The sequence below is a fragment of the Actinoalloteichus sp. GBA129-24 genome, assembly GCF_001941645.1.
GTDB classification, from domain to species: domain Bacteria; phylum Actinomycetota; class Actinomycetes; order Mycobacteriales; family Pseudonocardiaceae; genus Actinoalloteichus_A; species Actinoalloteichus_A fjordicus.
Genome location: NZ_CP016077.1, coordinates 2,674,218 through 2,694,672, shown reverse-complemented (window position 1 = coordinate 2,694,672; position 20,455 = coordinate 2,674,218). Strand labels below are relative to the sequence as shown.

Annotated in this window: 16 protein-coding genes; 9 read left to right on the top strand and 7 right to left on the bottom strand. The window is 70.2% G+C overall.

Annotation, left to right across the window (positions count from 1 at the left end):
• Positions 1-194 precede the first annotated feature (194 nt).
• The 7 genes from UA75_RS12065 to UA75_RS12025 all read left to right on the top strand — a co-directional run bounded on the left by UA75_RS12065 (position 195) and on the right by UA75_RS12025 (position 10,050).
• Complete coding sequence (locus UA75_RS12065; protein WP_075740324.1) at positions 195-578, top strand: MerR family transcriptional regulator; 384 nt, start codon at positions 195-197, stop codon at positions 576-578.
• Positions 579-1,207: 629 nt separating this feature from the next.
• Positions 1,208-2,329: a pyruvate dehydrogenase (acetyl-transferring) E1 component subunit alpha gene (pdhA, locus tag UA75_RS12060; RefSeq protein ID WP_075740323.1), complete on the top strand. Its 1,122-nt coding sequence runs from the start codon at positions 1,208-1,210 to the stop codon at positions 2,327-2,329.
• A gap of 87 nt (positions 2,330-2,416) precedes the next feature.
• Positions 2,417-3,409, top strand: a complete 993-nt coding sequence (locus tag UA75_RS12055) for an alpha-ketoacid dehydrogenase subunit beta (protein ID WP_075740322.1) — start codon at positions 2,417-2,419, stop codon at positions 3,407-3,409.
• Between the two features lie 25 nt (positions 3,410-3,434).
• Complete coding sequence (locus UA75_RS12050; protein WP_075740321.1) at positions 3,435-4,763, top strand: pyruvate dehydrogenase complex dihydrolipoamide acetyltransferase; 1,329 nt, start codon at positions 3,435-3,437, stop codon at positions 4,761-4,763.
• Positions 4,764-5,571: 808 nt separating this feature from the next.
• Positions 5,572-5,775 (top strand): hypothetical protein, encoded by a 204-nt coding sequence (locus UA75_RS12040; protein ID WP_075740320.1) that lies wholly within the window; start codon positions 5,572-5,574, stop codon positions 5,773-5,775.
• 418 nt (positions 5,776-6,193) lie between these two features.
• On the top strand, positions 6,194-8,698 hold the full coding sequence (locus UA75_RS12030) for a DEAD/DEAH box helicase (RefSeq protein WP_075740318.1): 2,505 nt from the start codon (positions 6,194-6,196) through the stop codon (positions 8,696-8,698).
• Positions 8,699-8,976: 278 nt separating this feature from the next.
• Positions 8,977-10,050: a phosphotransferase family protein gene (locus tag UA75_RS12025; protein WP_075740317.1), complete on the top strand. Its 1,074-nt coding sequence runs from the start codon at positions 8,977-8,979 to the stop codon at positions 10,048-10,050.
• Between the two features lie 204 nt (positions 10,051-10,254).
• Here UA75_RS12025 and UA75_RS12020 read toward each other — a convergent pair whose 3' ends face one another.
• Complete coding sequence (locus UA75_RS12020; RefSeq protein WP_075740316.1) at positions 10,255-11,160, bottom strand: GlxA family transcriptional regulator; 906 nt, start codon at positions 11,158-11,160, stop codon at positions 10,255-10,257.
• A gap of 7 nt (positions 11,161-11,167) precedes the next feature.
• Entirely contained in the window at positions 11,168-11,767 is a 600-nt protein-coding gene (locus UA75_RS12015) for an isochorismatase family protein (RefSeq protein ID WP_075740315.1), read from the bottom strand.
• Positions 11,768-12,168: 401 nt separating this feature from the next.
• Between UA75_RS12015 and UA75_RS12005 the strand changes: the two genes are divergently transcribed.
• Both UA75_RS12005 and UA75_RS33790 read left to right on the top strand, forming a co-directional pair.
• Positions 12,169-12,777: a hypothetical protein gene (locus UA75_RS12005; RefSeq protein WP_075740313.1), complete on the top strand. Its 609-nt coding sequence runs from the start codon at positions 12,169-12,171 to the stop codon at positions 12,775-12,777.
• 253 nt (positions 12,778-13,030) lie between these two features.
• A complete protein-coding gene (locus UA75_RS33790; protein WP_198044251.1) occupies positions 13,031-13,564 on the top strand; it encodes a hypothetical protein in 534 nt (177 codons plus the stop codon).
• Here UA75_RS33790 and UA75_RS35080 read toward each other — a convergent pair.
• From UA75_RS35080 to UA75_RS11970, 5 genes are all read right to left on the bottom strand, one after another.
• Positions 13,485-14,624 carry an amidohydrolase family protein gene (locus UA75_RS35080; protein WP_075740312.1) on the bottom strand — a complete coding sequence of 380 codons (1,140 nt, stop codon included), beginning with the start codon at positions 14,622-14,624 and terminating at the stop codon, positions 13,485-13,487. The genes UA75_RS33790 and UA75_RS35080 overlap by 80 nt on opposite strands.
• 4 nt (positions 14,625-14,628) lie before the next feature.
• On the bottom strand, positions 14,629-15,627 hold the full coding sequence (locus tag UA75_RS11990; protein ID WP_075743709.1) for an aldo/keto reductase: 999 nt from the start codon (positions 15,625-15,627) through the stop codon (positions 14,629-14,631).
• Between the two features lie 5 nt (positions 15,628-15,632).
• Positions 15,633-15,944, bottom strand: a complete 312-nt coding sequence (locus tag UA75_RS11985) for an L-rhamnose mutarotase (protein ID WP_075740311.1) — start codon at positions 15,942-15,944, stop codon at positions 15,633-15,635.
• A gap of 690 nt (positions 15,945-16,634) precedes the next feature.
• The gene (locus UA75_RS11975; RefSeq protein ID WP_232237727.1) at positions 16,635-17,414 is read right to left on the bottom strand and encodes an SDR family NAD(P)-dependent oxidoreductase; all 780 of its coding nucleotides are present in this window, start codon (positions 17,412-17,414) and stop codon (positions 16,635-16,637) included.
• Between the two features lie 1,036 nt (positions 17,415-18,450).
• On the bottom strand, positions 18,451-20,364 hold the full coding sequence (locus UA75_RS11970; protein ID WP_157434136.1) for a hypothetical protein: 1,914 nt from the start codon (positions 20,362-20,364) through the stop codon (positions 18,451-18,453).
• Positions 20,365-20,455: the final 91 nt, after the last annotated feature.

Genomic DNA, 20,455 nt, shown 5'->3' with positions numbered 1-20,455 from the left:
ACACGGTGTGCCGGGGATGGTGGAATCGACGTCGGACGGCGCTGCGGCACCGGACTCGGCATCTCGGTGGAGGCCCGGCGCAGTCGTCGCCGATCGCGACGCGAGGACGGGACGGGCGACCCCGCGACGAACCGAAGGCCACTGCGGCGCGCAGGTCGAGCACGGCGCCGCGCGGACGCGACGGAGGCGAACAGATGCGCATCGGCGAACTGGCGCGGCGGACCGGGACCACCGCGCGGGCGCTGCGCTACTACGAGCAGCAGGGGCTGTTGTCCTCGACGCGCCGGGAGAACGGCTACCGAGACTACGACGTGGCTGCGGTGATCCGCGTCCGCAACGTGCGCCATCTGCTGGACATCGGGCTGCGTTCGGAGGACGTCCGGCAGTTCGGCCCCTGCCTGGCCGTGGACCTGGTGAACATCCCGCCGTGCGCCGAGGCGGTGGACGTGTACGAACGGCGGCTGGCCGCCGTCCGGACCCGACTGCACCGGCTGCACGACGTCCAGAAGAGTCTCAGCGCCCAGCTCGCGGCGGCCGGCGCGGAGCCGACCCCGACTGCGACTCGGTCCCGGCGGTAGGTCTGCCGAGCGGCCTGGCCGGCCCGCCGGGTCAGCTCGGCACGCCGCCGGGGCACGGAACATGGAGCGCACCTCCCCGTCCCGGACATCCGACCCCTGGCTGGGAGCACTGGGCACTGGGCACTGGGCATCGCGGCACTGGGCATCGAAGCCCTCCCCGACCGGCACCCGCGCGGGACGATCCGCCCCTGACCCGTTCGCGGGCATCACCCGATTGGGCGCACCGCCCAGTTCGAAGCCTTCAGGTCTGGGCGGCCAGGCATGGCGCGAACGTGGTCCCGGTCACGACACTCTCCGTGAGACCCGTCGGGCGTCATGCTGCCCCGACGCGGCGAGGGCAGTACGAAGGAGCACATCGAGGTGCAGGGGTCCGACCGTCGCTCGGACGGCCGCGCGACGGAGCAGTCCGCTCCGGGTCCGCGCCTGCCGTCTCGTCGCCAGGGCAGGCGACGAGCAGCGACGGCGGGTCCGAATCCTCACCTCAGCACACCGTGTGGCGGCAGTCCGTCGCGCGCGGACCTCGGCGGACCGGCCTGCCCACACCGGTCCGCCGACGACAGTCGCTCGCGGAGTGCGTGCAGGAGAGACCGCTCAGGCGGCCTGCTCGACCTCTTGAGAGGAGATCAGTGATGGCAGAGACGACCACCCGCAGGGGGTCGGCGACGCGCGCCGGTGCCAAGGCTCGCGGCAGCCGTTCCCGAGGCAAGGACGCGCAGGAGACCGCTGCGCCCGCCGAGCCGTTCGCGGGCGAGTCCCCCGAGGTGCTGCGCGACTATCTGCGTCAGATGACGCTGATCCGCCGGTTCGAGGAGCGGGCCGCACAGGGCTACACCCAGGCCAAGATCGGCGGCTACTGCCACCTCAACCTGGGCGAGGAGGCCACCGTCGTCGGACTCATGACGGCGCTGCGACCGACCGACTACCTCTTCACGAACTACCGCGAGCACGGCTATGCACTGGGCAAGGGCATCGAGCCCGGCCGCGTGATGGCGGAGCTGTACGGCCGCACGACGGGCACGTCCAAGGGCTGGGGCGGCTCGATGCACATGTTCGACGCCCAGGCTCGGCTGCTCGGCGGCTACGGCATCGTCGGCGGCCAGCTTCCCCTCGCCACCGGTGCAGCCCTGGCGATCGACTACCGGGGCGGCGACGAGGTCGTCATGTGCCAGATGGGCGACGGGACCACCAACATCGGCGCCTTCCACGAGTCGCTGAACATCGCGGCGCTGTGGAACCTGCCGGTGGTCTTCGTGGTGATCAACAACTACCTCGGCATGGGCACGACGGTGGAGAAGTCCTCGGCCGAGCCCGAACTGCACAAGCGTGCGTCGGCCTACCGGATGCACGGCGAGCGGGTGGACGGCAACGACGTCCTCGCGGTTCGCGAGGCGGCGAGCAGGCTGGTGGAGCGGGCCAGGGAGACCGGGGCGCCCGCGTTGCTGGAAGCGGTCAGCCACCGGCTCAAGGGCCACTCGGTGGTGGACCCGGCGAAGTACCGCAGCGAGGAGTCGGTCGAAGCGGCTCGGGCGGCCGACCCGGTGGTGCAGTTCCGGGCTCAACTGATCGCGGCGGGCCTGCTCGACGAGGAGGGCGCCGAGGAGATCGACCGGCAGGCCCAGGCCGAGGCGGACGCCGCGGTGGCCTTCGCCGACGAGAGCCCGCACCCCGACCCCTCGACGCTGTTCGACTACACCTACGCCACTCCGGTGGCGGGCGAGGACCGCCGCCTGCCCGCCGATCCGCTGTTCTGATCGCAAGCGGCTCCCCACCACCGGCATCGCTGATCGGCCCGCCTCACCCGGCGGAACCGGTCACGAGGACATCCCAGGAGAAATCCCTTGGCCGTCATCACCTACCGTCAGGCGCTGCGCGACACGCTGCGCGCGGAGATGCTCCGCGATGAGGACGTGCTCCTCATCGGCGAGGAGATCGGCATCTTCGAAGGCTCGTACAAGATCACGGCCGGTCTGCTGGCCGAGTTCGGCGAGAAGCGGGTACGCGACACCCCCATCGCCGAGGAGGGCTTCGTCGGCGCGGCCATCGGCGCGGCGATGCTGGGCCTTCGGCCGGTCGTCGAGCTGATGACCATCAACTTCTCGCTGATCGCCCTGGATCAGATCGTCAACCACGCCGCCAAGATCTACGGCATGTTCGGCGGTCAGAACAGCGTCCCGATGGTCATCCGGATGCCCGGCGGCGGCGGTCAGCAGCTCGGCGCGACGCACTCGCAGAACATCGAGCTCTACTACGCGTTCGTTCCCGGTCTCAAGGTCGTCGCGCCGAGCACCCCGGCCGACGCGCGGGCCCTGATGAAGGCCGCGATCCGGGACGACGACCCGGTGCTGTTCCTGGAGAACCTCGCGCTCTACAACACCAAGGGCGAGGTCCCCGACGAGGTCGAGCCGGCCGAGATCGGCAAGGCGGCGGTGACCCGCGAGGGCACCGACATCACGATCATCGGGTACTCCCGGATGGCCGTGGTGGCGACGCAGGTCGCCGAGCAGCTCGCCGAGCAGGGGATCTCCGCCGAGGTCATCGACCTGCGCAGCCTGCGCCCGCTGGACCGCGAGACGATCGTGGCCTCGGTCCGCAAGACAGGCTGTGCCGTCGTGGCCGAGGACGACTGGCTGACCTACGGCATCGGCGCGGAGATCGCCGCGACGATCTCCGACGGCGCCTTCGACTACCTGGACGCCCCGGTGCGCCGGGTCGCCGCAGCCGAGGTGCCGCTGCCCTATGCCAAGCCGCTGGAACGGGCCGCACTGCCCTCCGCCGAGTCCCTGACCACCGCAGTCCACGAGACCCTGGACGCGGTCGGCCGCCGCCGCTGATCGCCAGCCTTCGCCGAGGAAGAACATGACTGAGATTCAGATGCCACGGCTCTCCGACACCATGGAGGAGGGCGTGATCTCCGCCTGGTTGAAACAGGAGGGAGACACGATCAGCCGAGGCGACGTCGTCGCCGAGATCGAGACCGACAAGGCCGTCATGGAGCTGGAGGCCTACGACGACGGCGTGCTGGAGAAGATCCTGGTGCCTGCCGGCGAACTGGTGCCGATCGGTGCGGCCATCGGGCTGCTCGGCGACGGCTCCGGCTCCGCGTCGGCCGCCGCGCCCGCCGCCGAGCCGAGCACCGAGGCGGCTCCCGAGCCTGCCGCCGAGTCCACCCAGCAGGCGGACGCCGCAGCCGAGGCCGAGGGCTCCCCCTCCTCCCCCGCCGACCAGCAGGCCGAGTCGACCGACGCGGCGCCCGCCGAGGCGGGCTCCCGGCCCCGTTCCTCGCCGCTGGCCAGGAAGATCGCCAGGGAGGCAGGCATCGACCTGGACTCCGTGGCGGGCAGCGGCCCGCGTGGCCGGATCATCCGGGCCGACGTGGACGCCGCCGTCGCCGCCAAGCGGGCCGCCGACGCCGCCCCGGCCGAGGAGAAGCCTGCGACCGCGTCCGCCCCGGCGAAGCCGCAACCCCAGGTCCAGGCCGACGCCGAGGACGTCGAGGAGATCCCGCTGAGCAACATCCGGCGGGTGGCGGCCAAGCGGCTCACCGAGAGCAAGCAGCAGGCGCCGCACTTCTACCTCACCAGCGCGGTCGACGTCACCGAGCTGCTGGCCTTCCGCGCCGACCTCACCGCCAGGGTGCAGGCGGCGGGCGGTCCCAAGGTCAGCATCAACGACCTGCTGGTCAAGGCCGTGGCCACGGCGCTGCGGGCCAACCCGACGGTGAACGTCTCCTTCGCGGGCGACAAGATCCTTCAACACAAGCGGATCCACCTGGGCATCGCGGTGGCCATCGAGTCCGGCCTCGTCGTGCCGGTGCTGCGGGACGCCGACCGCAAGAGCGTGTCCGAGCTGGCGAGCGAGGCCAGGGAGAAGGCGGGCCGCGCCAGGGAGGGCAGGCTCAAGACCGACGAGATGACCGGCGGCACCTTCACGATCTCCAACCTCGGCATGTTCGGCATCGAGGAGTTCGCCGCCGTGATCAACCCGCCGGAGGCCGCGATCCTCGCGGTCGGCTCGGTACGCGACGAGCTGCGGCTGCGCGAGGAGGGCAAGAACAAGGTCGAGGTCCGCAAGATCATGCGGATCACGCTGTCGGCCGATCACCGCGCCGTCGACGGCGCTGTGGGGGCCGTCTTCCTCCAGCAGCTCACCGCACTGCTCGAAGACCCCATCCGCATCATCGCCTGAACTCCGGCGAGGGATCTCCGCCCCGCACGCCACGCGACCCCGCTGCCCGGTCCGAAGCACCGGGCAGCGGGGTCGTGGCGCCCGGTGCGGCAGCCCGGTGGAGGCCGCAGTGCACCACGGGCGTCTCATCCGTCCCAGCCACCGTGATGAGTGAGCCGTCGATCAGGGGAAGTCGGGCCACGCGGCGCGTGGAGATCCAGGCCTGGCCGACGGCGGGACGGACCGCGTGATCGGGGCACCGTCGAGGCCCGAATGACGGCCCTCGACGACCCGCTTCTCACCATGACACGTCGACCACCACCTGGCATCGACCGGCTTCCGAGCCGTGCCTGCGTCCTCACCGCACCGGCCGAGAAGGGCTGTGAACGGACGGGTTCACCAGAACACCGGCTCCGGCTGCGCCTGCCGGTGCCTGCCATGCGAGTCCCGGGCTGCCTGCGCGGTCTCGAGCCTGCTCGATTTCCGATCACCCTCCGCCGGTGGACGACTTCAGAGCCGAGAACGTCGTCTAACGAATCAGACGCTTGCGCGTCTAATCTCCTTAAACTCGTGATGATCAAGCGGATGAAGCCGCAAGAGTACTCAGTCTGGTCAGGCCAGCAGCACGCGATGCGGGACTGACCACCGAGCAGATCCCCGGTCGAGGAAAGGGATCACATCTGATCTTCGTAGTACGCAACGAACACGACATCGAGGTCGGCCGATTCGCTATCACCGGCCACAGTCGCGAGCTGTCCTGGACGGTGCTGCGGAGCATCGAGAACGCTCTCGGGCATCTGTTCGGGGAGAAGTGGATGGAGGAGAAGTGATGTCTCTACCGATCTACGTGGTCAGAGTCAGCCGCGAGGACAACCTGTGGGTCGCCGTCGTCGACGGACTTCTCGGCGGCGCGACTGAAGCGGTGCGGTTGGACACCCTCGACGTCGAGGCTCGCGATCTGATCTCCGGTCTGACCGACGCCGAACCAGACGCGTTCGAGATCGAGTGGCGTTATGAACAGGGACGGCCATGACCTCACCCGATACCGAGTGACCTGCGACGACGAGAAGGAGAGGCGGCGAAGGCGTTGCTGCTGCGGGACGACGCCCGCCGGGTCGCGATCCCGGGCCTCCGGCGAGCTCGTCTGAGCTTCCGAGTCATCGCCGAGTTCCTCGGGCTCTCGCACCAACGGGTGCAGCAGTTGGCCGAGGAACGAGCCGGAGACGGCGGCCGATCGAAGGCCTCCGCCCGATCGCCGCAGCCGCCGAGCGGCAGGCCGACCCCCGCTTGGAGCACGCGTCCCTGACCCGCTCGGAGTCCGTTTGGCTGCCGACCGCGCCTGCCGGTTCGCCGGCGTCCACGGGCCCGCGGTCGAACCTGGCAGCCCCGATACCGCGACGGGGACACCCGAGGTACACGGGTCAGAGCGCAACAGGCACCATCGACGCACCATGACGCTCACCGACCGGATTCCCGCGAACCCCGAACCCGACGTGCTCTTCGAGGCCTTCTCCGAGTGGGCCGAGGAGCAGGGCCTTGCCCTCTATCCCGCGCAGCAGGAGGCGCTGATCGAGGTCGTCACCGGCTCGCACGTCATCCTCAGCACTCCGACCGGGTCCGGGAAGAGCCTGGTCGCCGTCGGCGCTCACTTCACCGCGCTCGCCCACGGCAGGCGCAGCTTCTACACCGCGCCGTTGAAGGCGCTGGTGTCCGAGAAGTTCTTCGCGCTCTGCGACACCTTCGGCGCGGCCAACGTCGGCATGCTGACCGGCGACGCGAGCGTCAACGAGACCGCTCCGATCATCTGCTGCACGGCGGAGATCCTGGCCAACATCGCGCTGCGCGACGGCGCCGAGGCCGACGTCGGCCAGGTCATCATGGACGAGTTCCACTTCTACTCGGAGCCGGATCGGGGCTGGGCCTGGCAGGTCCCGCTGCTGGAGTTGACCAAGGCCCAGTTCGTCCTGATGTCCGCCACGCTGGGCGACGTCACCCGCTTCAAAGAAGATCTCACCCGCCGGACCGGCCTGGCCACCGCCGTGGTGCAGTCCGTGGAGCGTCCCGTTCCGCTGATCCACTCCTACATCGTCACGCCCCTGCACGAGACGATCGAGGACCTGCTGCAGACCCGCCAGGCTCCCGTCTACATCGTGCACTTCACCCAGGCCGCCGCCGTGGAACGCGCCCAGTCGTTGATGAGCATCAACGTGTGCACCCGCGCGGAGAAGGACGCGATCGCCGAGCTGATCGGCGGCTTCCGGTTCACCGCCGGGTTCGGAAAGGTGCTCTCCCGGCTGGTCCGCCACGGGATCGGAGTGCACCACGCCGGGATGCTGCCGAAGTATCGACGGCTGGTGGAGCGGCTCGCGCAGGCAGGTCTGCTGAAGGTCATCTGCGGCACCGACACGCTGGGCGTCGGCATCAACGTGCCGATCCGCACCGTGCTGTTCACCGCGCTGAGCAAGTACGACGGCATCCGCACCCGCCACCTCAAGGCACGGGAGTTCCATCAGATCGCGGGCCGCGCGGGCCGAGCCGGGTACGACACGTTGGGCACGGTCATCGTGCAGGCTCCCGATCACGTGGTGGAGAACGAACGTCGGTTGAAGAAGGCGGGTGACGACCCGAAGAAGCGGCGGCGCGTCGTCCGCACCAAGCCGCCGGAGGGCTTCGTCAACTACGGCGAGTCGACCTTCGACCGACTGGTCGCGGCCGACCCGGAGCCGTTGACGTCGAGCTTCACCGTCAACCACGCGATGCTGCTGAACGTCATCAGCAGGCCGGGCGACGCCTTCCAGGCGATGCGCAGGCTGCTGGAGGAGAACCACGAGCCACGCAAGTCGCAGCTCCGGCTGATCCGGCGGGCCATCGCCGTCTACCGGGCGCTGCTGGCCGCAGGCGTCGTCGAGCGACTGCCCGAGCCGGACGAGGCGGGCCGCACCGTCCGGGTGACCGATGACCTCCAGCTGGACTTCGCGCTGAACCAGCCGCTGTCGCCGTTCGCACTGGCGGCGATCGACCTGCTCGACCGCGAGTCGCCCACCTATGCCCTCGACGTGCTCTCGATCATCGAGTCGACGCTGGACAATCCGAGGCAGGTGCTCTCCGCCCAGCTCTTCAAGGCCCGCGGCGAAGCGGTCCAGCAGATGAAGGCCGACGGCATCGAGTACGACGAGCGGATGGAGCTGCTGGACTCCGTCACCTACCCGCAGCCGCTGGCCGAACTGCTCGGCGCCGCGTTCGACATGTACCGGCGCGGCCACCCCTGGGTCCTCGATCACGAGATCGCGCCGAAGGCGGTGGCCAGGGACATGTACGAGCGGGCCATGACCTTCACCGAGTACGTCGGCTTCTACAGCCTGGCGCGTTCGGAGGGCCTCGTGCTGCGTTATCTGGCCGACGCCTACAAGGCGGTGCGCCAGACGGTGCCGGAAGAGGCCAAGACCGAGGAGCTCAATGACCTGATCGAGTGGCTCGGTGAGCTGGTCCGGCAGGTCGACTCGAGTCTCCTGGACGAGTGGGAACAGCTCACCGACCCGGGTCAGCCGGTGACGGCGGAGGTCACCGTCGGCGACCGGCCGCGCGGGGTCACCACGAACGTCCGCGCCTTCCGGGTACTGGTGCGCAATGCGCTCTTCCGTCGGGTCGAGCTGGCGGCGCTGCGGCGCTACGACCTGCTCGGCGAGCTGGACGGGGAGTCCGGTTGGGACGCCGACGCCTGGTCGGAGGCGGTCGAGCCGTACTTCGAGGAGCACGACTCGATCGGCACGGGACCGGACGCCCGAGGCCCGAGGCTGTTGATCATCGAGGAGGAGGGCCGGACCTGGCGGGTGCGGCAGATCTTCGACGACCCGGCGGGCGACCACGACTGGGGCATCAGCGCGGAGATCGACCTGGACGAGTCCGACGAGGCGGGCACCGCCGTGCTCACGATCACCGGGGTCGACGGCCAGTAGGGGCTCGGTGCGGCGGCCCACGACGCAGCCATCCTGGGCGAGCCGCTCGCGAGCGTCGCCGAATGCGCTGTCGAGAGGGGCCGTCGCCGCTCCGCCACCCGGCGGATTCGGCGGCGGCCGGGGCACCACCCGCGCCACGCGGGTTCGGACAGGCTGGCGCGTGTGTCGGTGTCCGACGCAGGCCGAAGTCAAGGGTCTCGGCGGGGACGGCGACTATGATCTTGTCGGCGTCCACGCCCTTCCTCAGCGCCCAGCCCGCGAAGCGTAGGAGAACCCGCATGCAGGCAGCTCATCCCGAACAACTCACGGACGACGACCTGACCGCGCTGCTCGCGGACGCGGGCGTCGAGACGAGCGTCCTGGAACGACATCGACTGACCGGCGGGCTGTACAACTCCGTCCACCGACTGCATCTCGCCGACGGACGACGCCTGATCACCAAGGTGTCGCCCGATCCGGCGCTGCCCGCCCTGCGCTATGAACGGCACCTCCTGCGCACGGAGGCGCTGTACTACGGGTTAGCGGGTGCCGACGGTGCCCCGGTGCCCTCGGTGCTGCACACCGTGTTCGACCATCCCACGATCGGCGCGGACGTCCTGCTCACGACGGAACTGCCCGGCAGGCCGTGGTCGGAGCGGGCTGCCGAACTGTCCCGGCAGGCACGGGGTCGAACCCGCCGGTCGCTCGCCGAGATCGTGGCCCGGCTGCATCGAGTGACGGGAGAACGGTTCGGCTACCCCGCCGACTCGGTCGGGCCGCCTGCGGCGACCTGGCGGACCGCCTTCCGCGCCATGATCGACGCGGTGCTGGCCGACGCCGAGCGCTTCGATGCGCCGCTGCCGTCGCCCGTCGCGGAGATCCGCACGGTCGTGCGAGACCTCGTCGGCGGCGAGCTACCGGGCAGGCAGGTTCCGGACGGTGCTCCGCAGTCCTCGCCCGCCGATGCGGGCGGGCTGCTCGACGCGATCACGACCCCCGTCCTGGTCCACTTCGACCTGTGGGCAGGCAACATCCTGCTCGACGGGCCCGACGAGCAGCCGGTGATCGGCGGTGTGATCGACGGAGAACGCGCCTTCTGGGGCGATCCGGCGGCCGATCTGGTCTCGCTCGCCTTGTTCGACGACGTCGAGAAGGACGAGGAGCTGCTCACGGCCTACCGGGATGCAGGGGGCCGGATCGTCTTCGACGAGGACACCCGCCTGCGGCAGGCGTTGTATCGCAGCTATCTGTATCTGATCATGCTCGTCGAGACGGTGCCCAGGGGCACGTCCGGAGAGTCACTGGTCCGATTGCGGCGCCACGTGGGAGGGCTGCTGCTCGCGGATCTGACCCTGCTGCGACGTCGGTCCTGACCGCGCTGGCATGTCGGTGCTGGTCGGAGCGGGGCGGCGCTCGCGCCCATCGGCTGCCGCATCCTGGTGAGCACGGTATGCGGGGCGGCGTGCCGGGCGCACCACGAGGGCGGGCGTGGCTGCGCCTCCCGTCGATCAGCCCCGAGGGGCGGCGGGCTCGTGCACGGGCGTCCCGGCAACGACACCGGCGAGCCCGCCGGGGACTTAGGCCCGCGCCCGCAGTCTGCGCAGCATCCGGGCGTCCTCGAAGCCGACCGCCCTGGCCGCCGACTCCAGGGTGGCGCCCCGTCCGATCAGGTGCTCGGCGCGTTCCAAGCGAAGAAGCTGCTGGTAGCGCAACGGAGTGAGCCCGGTGGCCCGGTGGAAGTGCCGGGTCAGCGTGCGCTCCGCCGCGCCCGCGGCTGCGGCGAGTTCGCCCAGCCGCAGCGCGTCGGTGAACCGCGCGTCGATCAGATCCTGTGTCCGATGCACGACGTCGTCGAGATGGTCGCGATGGCGCAGCATCACACTGGCCTGCGGGTCGTCGCCGTTGCGTCGGGCATAGACCACCATCTCTCTGGCCACCCGGGCCGCCTGTGCCGGGCCGTGCTCGAAGGCCACCAGGTGCAGGGCGAGGTCGATGCCGCTGGCGATGCCCGCCGAGGTGACCACCCGGTCGTCGACGACGTAGAGGACGTCCCGGACCACGGTGGCCCTGGGATGCCGACGGGCCAACTCGTCCTGCACGTCGTGATGCGTGGTGCAGCGGCGCCCGTCGAGCAGCCCCGCGCGGCCCAGGGCGTCCGCCCCCGCGCACACGCTCGCCACCGTCCCGCCCGCCGCATGATGTGCGAAGAGCCGATGCAGCGACTCGGGGGCGAAGGCCTCGGTGGCACGCAGCGTCGGCGCCCGCCAGCCGGGCACCATGATCATGTCGTCGGGAGTCAGCGCAGGCCACGCCGTCGACGCCCGCAGCGCGACCCCCTGCGCGGTCGGCACCTCCGGTTGTTCGGCGACATGGTGCTGGGTGTAGCCGAGCCCGAGATCGGCCGCCGTGGAGAACACCTGAGCGGGACCGGCGAGGTCGAGCAGGTGCACGCGCGGGGCGAGAAGGAAGACGACCCTCGTCACGATCCGGTCATACCACGGCAGGGGTCGACGTCACCACGTCGGCCACGGTGCGAACGACGGCGAACCGACCGGACAAGGCATAGACGGTCCGTTCGACGATGTCGTCGGTGGACAGCGTCCGGGGATCGGCGAGGACCTCGGCGAGGCTGCGTCCTGGCGGGGCGTCGGGATGCTCGATGGGCGTGGTCGCGGTGGCGTCGAGGACGAAGGTCACCTCGAAGCCGAGATCGGCGGCGAGCCGGGCCGTCGTCTCGCAACACTGCTCGGTGCGCACGCCGCAGACGAGCAGCTCCCGAATACCAGCCGAAGTGAGCCGTTGGTGCAGGTTCGTCGTGGTGAAGGCGTTGTGCGCCGTCTTGACGAGCACCGGTTCGCCCTCGGCGGGCGCCAGTCCGTCCATCGGCCGGACATGACCGAGCGCCGGATCGAAGACGTTGCCGGAGCCGGGCTCGGCGTGCAGGACCCAGACGACGAGGTCGCCGTGTGCTCGGGCGGAGGTCACCAGCCGGGTGATCTTGTCGACGAGATCGGGATTGGAGACGGCCTGCCAGTTCGGCCGCTGCCGGAAGGACTCCTGGGCGTCGATGACGACGAGTGCCTTGGTCATGCTGCGATCCTGGCCGGTCCCCGGTTCGGCCGGTAGGCACCAACCAGCATGGAGCCGGACCGATCTGGTCATCGACGTCCGTTCGCTGGGCGAAGCGGGCCGCCTCGGGGTGATCAATGGCCTCACGACCGAGCGGCAGGCGACGGCCCCGACGAGCGCAGCGCCGGGGAGCGGGGATGGCGAGTTCGCGGATGGGCGTCGCATCGAGCCGAACGGCCCGTCGACATGACCCTGCGGTAGCAGCGAAACGCGCCGTCCCGCCCATCGAGTGATTCGAACGTGCGTTCGAGTGACGTCACGGACATTGTCAGGGTCCGCGACTAGAATCAGAGGCATACCAGGCCCGCTGACCTGCGGATTCGGTACCGGTCACACGTCGCGCCAGACCTGCGGAGGCCCCGATGCCGTCGATCACGCTACCCACGTTCGTGAGCTACGCCGCCAGCGGCGGCGCCGCCCGCATCACCACGATCCATCAACAGCGCCGGAGGTATGAGAACCCGGAGCCTGCCGCCTACAACTTCTACCGCCGCCCCGCCGACGCGATCCGAGCAGGCCGGGCCGCCGACCGGGACGAGCTCGCCATGACGTCGATGGTGCAGCAGGCCCACGCCCTGCAGCGGCCGCACTACGAGGCCATCGCGGAAGGATGGCTGCGGCTGATGTCGGAGTGGCGGCCGCGCCTCGTCGAGGTCGGCCGTGCGCGGTGGTCCTCGGGCAGTCTGGAGGTCCGGATCAGCCCGCACCTGGGGCTGCTCGACGACGACAACCGGCTCTGGTCGGTCTTCCTGCACTTCAAGGAGGCCGAACTCATCAGAGAAGGCTCCTACGCCCCGCTCCGATTGATGGAGCAGTGCATGGACGAGCTGTTACCCGGCGGCGCTCCGCTGGTGATCGACGTCCGCCGAGCCCGGTTGTTCAAGGTGACCAACCGAAATCGCCACCGGCTCGACGCCTGGCTCACCGGGGAGGCCGCCGCCTTCACCACGCACTGGGCGTCCGCCGCCTGACGGACCCCGGACGGCCGCTGCCTGAGACAGCCGAGCCGGACGCCGGACGCCAAGATTCTGCCCGCACGACGCCGAGGAGGCCGTGACAGCAATCGATCCAGGAGACCAGGCACGCGACGCCTCGACGTGACATCGCACGTCGCACTGCGGCTCGGCGGGCACGGCACTCGACGACAGTGTGGGGTAGCCGTCGGACCGTGTCCGCAACGCCGACACAGCGGCGTACAGAGCTGTGAGGCGAGGACGCGATGTCGTGCCGGAGGCCACACGGCACGGCGTGTCGACGGGCTTCGGCTTCGGCTTCGGCTTCGGCTTCGGCTTCGGCTTCGGCTTCGGCTTCGGCTTCGGCTTCGGCTTCGGCTTCGGCTTCGGCTTCGGCTTCGGCTTCGGCTTCGGCTTCGGCTTCGGCTTCGGCTTCGGCTTCGGCTTCGGCTTCGGCTTCGGCTTCGGCTTCGGCTTCGGCTTCGGCTTCGGCTTCGGCTTCGGCTTCGGCTTCGGCTTCGGCTTCGGCTTCGGCTTCGGCTTCGGCTTCGGCTTCGGCTTCGGCTTCGGCTTCGGCTTCGGCTTCGGCTTCGGCTTCGGCTTCGGCTTCGGCTTCGGCTTCGGCTTCGGCTTCGGCTTCGGCTTCGGCTTCGGCTTCGGCTTCGGCTTCGGCTTCGGCTTCGGCTTCGGCTTCGGAAGTATTCTCGGGCCGGGCAGGCCAGGCCTCAAGCCCTCAGTCGGTACCAGTCTCGTGCGTTGGCCGCCAGCACACGGCGCCGCTCGACATCCGACAGCGCGTCGGTGAGCCGACCTGCCAACGTCAACACCTCGCCATAGGTGCCTGCCAGTTCGCAGACCGGCCAGTCACTGCCGTAGATCAGCCGCTGCGGTCCGAAGGTCGACAGCAGCCGGTCGGCGTACGGCCGGATGTCCTCGATGGTCCAGTCCGACCACGATGCCTCGGTGATCAGGCCGGACAGTTTGCACATCACGTTCTCGGCCTCGGCGAGTTCGCCCAACGCCGCCGACCACTGGGCGGCGCCGGAGGACTGCGCCCACCCGTCCCACTCGACCATTCCGCCCGCCGACAGATCGGAGGTACCGACACCGTCCACATTCGACGCCGCGTCGACGCCGGACCGCGAACCGGCCGCCGCGATATCCGGCACGACGGCACCACGGTGCCGAGCAGCCTGCGCCGGGTCAGCGGCGACGGGCGGTTCGGCGTGCCGTTCGTCGGCCGGCACGCCGCCGTCTTCAGCAGGCGGATTGCCGCTCGCGCTGATCGGCGGCTTGCCACGCTCTTTAAAAGGCGGCTTGCCACTCTCCCTAATAGGCGGCTTGCCGCCGTGGTCGAGCACGAACCGCAGATCGGGCACCGCGCGGACCACGTCGCCTGCGGCGTCAAGCTGGTCGGGACGCACCAGCAGGTCGTAGGCCAGTCCGGCGTCGGCCACCGCGCGCAGGCCACGGCGAACGTCGGCTCTGGCCAGCCAGTCCGGGTCCGTCTCGTCCTCCACCTGATGACGAATGCCCACCAGCGCAGCACCGCCGGGCCGGGCCCGGAGCTCGGCGATGTCGTCGGCGACGGAGGCGGCGGTGAGGTCCAGCCAACCCACGACCCCGGCGATGAGGCCCTCGCTGTGCGCCGCCTGGGCGAGGAACTCCACGGTCTCGGCGCGGTCGCCGACGGTCTGCACGAGCACCGTCGCCTCGACCGCCGTGGTCGCGAGCACCCCGGTCAGCTCGCCCAGTCCATACCGTCGACGGATCGGGGCGAACGCCTCGCCTGCCATCCACGGATACGCACGGCGGGCGGGGTCCCAGAGGTGGTGATGGGCGTCGACGACGGATTCGGTGGTCACCGGCTCACTCCTCGGGTACGGGGACGTCGGTCCGCAGCAGGCCCTCGGCCTTCAGATCCGCCCAGCACTCGGCGGGAACCGGCTCGGCGGCGAGGGCGACGTCATGGATGATCTCGTCGCTCGAACGGGCACCGACCAGCACGCCCGCTACCGCGGGGTGAGCGAGTGGGAGCTGCAGTGCCACCTGCGGCAGGCGGGCGCCGTGCCGATCGCAGACGTCGGCGATGCGGCGGGCTCGTTCGATGAGCGGAGCCGGTGCCGTCGTGTAGTCATAGGTCGCGTCCGGACCGGGTCGATCCTCGGCCAGCAGCCCGGAGTTGAACACGCCGCCCGCCAGTACCGAGGTACCCCGTCGGACGCAGGCGGGCAGCAGCCGGTCCAGTGCGCCCTGCTCCAGAACCGTGTACCGGCCCGCCAGCAGAACGACGTCCAGATCGCACTCCTCGACCAGACTCGTCAGCGCCGAGGCGTCGTTCATGCCCGCGCCGATCGCGCCGATCACCCCGGCGGCGCGCAGCTCGCGCAGCGCGGGATACGCCTCCCGGACGGTCCACTCATGATGGTCGTCGGGGTCGTGCAGCAGGAGAACGTCGACTCGCGACAGGCCCAGCCGGTCCAGCGAGGACTCCAGCGATCGTCGGACTCCCTCGGCGCTGAAGTCCCATCGACGGACGTGGGTCGCGGGGACGTCGAAACCCTCCTGATCTCGCGAGGTCGCCGCGGCCGACGGTGCGGGGGCCAGCAGCCTGCCCACCTTCGTCGACAGCACGTACTCGTCACGGGGCCGAGCGCGCAACGAAGCACCGAGCCTGCGTTCGGACAGCCCCAGTCCGTAGTGCGGCGCGGTGTCGAAGGTTCGGATGCCCGCCTCCCAGGCGGCATCGACCGTCGAGGCGGCCTGGTCGTCGGGCAGCGCGGCGAACAGGTTTCCCAGTGCTGCGCAGCCGAGCCCCAGCGGTCCGACACGGACGTCGCCACGGCCGAGCGTGACGCGATCGGCCATGGTCCTCACGGCAGCCGCCAGACCATCGAGATGCCGCTGTCGTCACCGGAGTAGTCGTCGGGCACGGCGAGCAGCGGGGCCAGGCGCCGCTGCCATTCGACGTTCGCGGGATCGTCACGCAGTGCCGCGCGCATCGCCTGATAGTCCTCGCACTCGACCAGATGAAACAGCTCGCGCCCGTCCCGCCAGATCCGCCAGGAGTGGACCCCTGCCGCCCGCAGCGCCGCGTCGAGCTCCACCGGGATCACGCGGTGCACCTCGTCGTAGTCCTGTTCCCGTCCCGACTCCAGCCGGGTGTGCAGCGCGATCGTCTCCATCAGCCGATTCCCTCCTCAGGGAGTGTCTGTCACAGCATCTCGTCGAGGCATCTCACCGACGCCTTCGTCCGATCCGGTCCGCGATGGCCCCGGCAGGCTCGGCCGGCCCGCGTCCGACCGTCGGTGACGCCGCAGGCCGCTGTTCGGCTCCCTCCACACCTTCGGCGCCGGTCTTCGGCACTCCATCCCGATCACCAGTCCGGAAACCGTCCGCAGCGACGGACGCGGCTGCTCTCTCGGCTCGCCCCGCTTGGGCCGACCGACATGACGGAGCGACCGACCGTCGATCCGTGCCGACTCCCCGCGCGAGCCCGTCGATCTACGCCGGAGTACCTCGCCTACGACCGGCCTCTCGTTCTCGCACGGTCGCCTGCGCCGATGCCCCTCGCTTTCGGATCTCCCTCGGGGCAGACGAGCGAGATCGACATCGGCGAGTCGATGAAGCCGCTGTGTGAGCCTGCGTCGGCGGTGCGGGAGTCGGTGACGGGCACCGAGGCCCGCGCCCCGGTCCCTTCCTCGCCGCACACCGTCCGGGCGTACCCGGCCTGCCGCCACCTGAGCGGGCCGCCCCGCCAGGTCTGCGGTCCCCGTTTCGTGCGGCCACGGCCGGGAACCGCGCGGTCGGGCAGACCCCGCAGGCCGAACCGCGAGCACCGCCGGACATCGTCGAGGATCGTCGTCACGCGGCGGTCAGCGCGCAGGCGGCGGCAGCCGCAGGCCCTGCATTCCGCCGTCGACGGCCAGCGCGGTTCCGGTGGTCGCCCCCGCCGCCGGGCTCGCGAGGTAGACGATCGCGGCGGCGACCTCCTCGGCCGACACCAGCCTGCCGATCGGCTGTCGCCTGCGCAGCGCCTCGTGTTCGGCGGCCGGGTCCGCAGCGGCGGCCAGCAGCCGTTGTACCCAGGGTGTGTCGACGGTGCCCGGATTCACGCAGTTGACCCGGATTCCCTCCGGCGCGTGGTCGGCGGCCATCGCCAGGGTCAGCGACAGCACGGCGCCCTTGCTCGCACTGTAGAGCGCTCGGCGGGGCAGCCCGGCAGTGGCGGCGATGGAACAGGTGTTGACGACCGCCGCAGCCGTGGAACGACGCAGCCATGGCAGGGCCGCCCTGGTCACCCGGACCATGCCCAGCAGGTTCACGTCGAACACCGTGCGCCACTGGTCCAGCTCGCCGTCCTCGACCGTGCCCTGTGCACCGATGCCCGCGTTGTTGATCAGGATGTCGACACCGCCCAGCCGTTCGGCCGCGTCGGCGACCGCTGCGGGCACCCCGTCGTCGTCCGAGACGTCGCAGCGGATGCCGATCAGCGGTTCCGGCGCTCCGGCCGGTTCGAGGTCGAGGCACGCGACGTGGGCGCCTCTGGCGAGCAGCGCGTGGGCGGTGGCCAGCCCGATGCCGGATGCGCCGCCGGTCACCAGTGCCCGCAGGCCCGCGAGGGACCCGTCTGAAGGAGAGGGGATGGACGTCACAAGCTCCTACCTTTCGTCTGCCGTAGAGCCCGCTGCGGTGCCCGGCCCGGCCGGCCGCCGCGAGGGCCTTCCGACACGGCGAGCGGAAGGCGTGTCCGTCCCGACGACCCGTCCGCACGGCTACCACCCCACTCCGCCGGTCGTGCCGTCGTCAGCCCCGCCTTCCGAGGCTAGTACGTGAAGCGTCTGCGGTGAAGGTCGTCGTCGTGCCTACGAAACAGCCGGTCCACAACCCGACATCCGATGTATGACTCGCTTTTCGGGTCTTCTACTGCGTCGACGCCGAGCCGATCGACCGACACCACGTCGCAGGCCTCTCGGGAACTTCGCCGTCATCGCCGTGGCGACGCCGAGGACCCCGTTCCCCCGCAGGCCCGCGCCGGACGACCTGTCTGCCACCCGACACGGCAGGTCGGCGACCACGACGGGGAGTTCCTCCGTCGCCTCTCCGGCGGAAGGAACACGGTGCTCGCTACCACGGGAACGACGGCCGGCCCGCTCTCGCGAACTGATCCGTCGCGCGGAATCCGGCCGGCGTCGCCTGCCGTCAGTACATTTCGGCGGTCTCGGACCGGCACGCTCCCGCGTCGCGACAGGTCGGGCTCCGCTGTTCGAGGAGCCCGGCGAGGACGGTCCGAGGAGTCAGCCGAGACAGGCGCGGCGGCCGGGACGAACGACAGAACGAGGCGCCCTGCGAACACCTCGCGCCCGACGACCCGCCTGCCGAGCCGGTCGGCACACGGGACGGCATGGCGCCGTCCCCTTCGCACTTGCCCGGTATGTCGCCCCGGCACGGACACCGCGTCCATGCTTCGCCGTCGACCCGCGCAGGCCCGCCGCAGTGCCGAAGCAGCGGGCTCCCGTTCGTTGATCGAGAGCAGCCGATGCGGCCGACGCCGCCGTCGGCGGACCCGAGACGACGGCAGCGACCCGCACGGACGGGACGGTCTCGTTCCCTCACAGCGCACGGGAACGAGACCGCCGGTCCTACTCGGTGACGCGCAGCGCGGACGCCGTCGTGCCTGCCGAGCCGACGTCACTTCTCGGGAGCGGACTCCGCACCGAAGTAGAAGCCGGGTTGGGTGGACTGCATGTAGCCGGAGGCCTCGCTGGCCAGGCTCGACCGGTAGTCCTTGTCCTGCAGGAAGGTCGGGAACCGGTGTTCGGTCGGGATCGTGGTGCTGTAGATCCTGATCTCAAAGCGGTCGTGGACGTAGAAGACCTCTTCGCGCCAGTCGCCGATCACGTCGCCGTAGCCGAGGACCGAGTAGCGCTCGGTGCCGCTGGCCGGGTCTGCCTCGGCGGTCAGCAGATTCACCAGCTCTTCCTTCTCGTAGTCCCACTTGTCGATGTACACGCCGTCCAGCGACTCGCGCAGCAGGTCGCCGTCCCACCAGATGCCGTAGTTGACGCTGTACGGCCGCGTGCCGACGACGTCGCCCTTGGCGTTGTACAGCTTGTCGGTCGGCGGCTCGATCACGGTGGCGCCGGTCGGGTCGGGACGACCGGACCAGACCTCCAGACCGGGCTGGGTCGGATCGATGTCGGCGGCCGAGCCTCGGCCGACGTCGTCCCACTTCTCGCCCTCGATGCCCCAGATCAGCTGACCGGTGGCGGCATCACGCAGGTGGATCGGATGCTCGTAGTGGCTGTTGACCTCCTGGACGTAGAAGATCTCCAGGCCCGGCCGAGTGGGATCGATGTCGGTCATGTGCAGCCGATCGCCATGGCCCTCGCCGGTGATCCACATGGTGGTTCCATCGTCGTCGATGGCAACGCTGCCGTTGATCAGCTCGTCCCTGCCGTCGCCGTCCACGTCGCCGGTGCGGATGTTGTGGAAGCCCATGCCCTCGGCGTATCGGCCGTTCTCGTCGCGGGGGCGTGTCCAGCTCCAGAGCTGCGCCGGCTCGTCGCCATGGAAGTCCCAGGCCTCGGCCTTCATCTGCGCGTAGGTGCCGCGCATGACGATCAGGCTCGGCTTATCGCCGTCGAGATAGGCGATCGCGAGCTGATGGCGCTCGGAGCGGTTGCCCTTCTCGTCACCCCACTCTCCGGGCTCGCCTCGGGAGATCCAGTCCTCACGGGCGATGGTCTCACCGGTCGCGCCCTCCAGGATCTCGACGTACTCCGGTCCCTCGTAGACCCGCCAGTTCGAGGCGCCGCGATAGTCGGTGCGCCCGTCGCCGTTCAGGTCCTCGTCCACCTCGCTGGACTTGTACGCGACCTCGGCCTTGCCGTCGCCGTTCAGGTCGGCGACCACGTAAGGCGTGTACCAGATGCCGGTACGCAGGTTGACGCCGAGATCACGACGCCAGAGGAACTCGCCCTCGTTGGTGTAGCCCTCGAGCTTGTAGGTGTCGGTGGGGGTCTCGCTGCGCGAGGGGTCGATGTTCTGGTTGCCGCGCTTGATGACGAAGTCCAGGTCGCCATCGCCGTCCAGGTCGCCGGTGGCGATGTGCCGGGCGGTCTGGTCGATGTCGTCGGCGAGGTCGAAGGACAGATAGCCCTGGTCGGCGCTGTTCGCGCCGAGCGTGTACGCGGTACCTCGGTCGTCCGGTCGCCCGTTGCCGACCGGCTTGACCGTGTAGGTGTTCTCCTTGGTCAGGTCGGCGGTCTCGTCGACGAAGTTCGTGCTGTCCCGCAGCGGAACCCGGTTCAGCTTCGTCTTGCGGCCGTCGGTCTCCCGGAAGACGTGGAAGCCGACGTTCTCGCGGTCGGACTCCAGCAGTCGCCAGCCGACGTAGACGTTGCCCTCGCCCTGGTTCAGCGCGACGACGCCGCGATCGAGGTTGGGCTCGACGCCGTAGGACTGCCGCTCGACCGGGACCCAGTCCGGTTCGTTCTGCGCCGTCGCGACCGCTCCGCCACCGAGCGTCGCGGCGACCAGCGCGACCGCCAGCCCCGTGGCGGCCACCGCCGACCGGGCGGCCCGTCTGCCTCGTCTTTCCACACCGTCTCCTCATCATCACGCCCGCTCATCGTCGAGCAGGGCAACACATAGGACGTATGCTCGAGGTCGACGATCGAAAAGTCCACGTCGC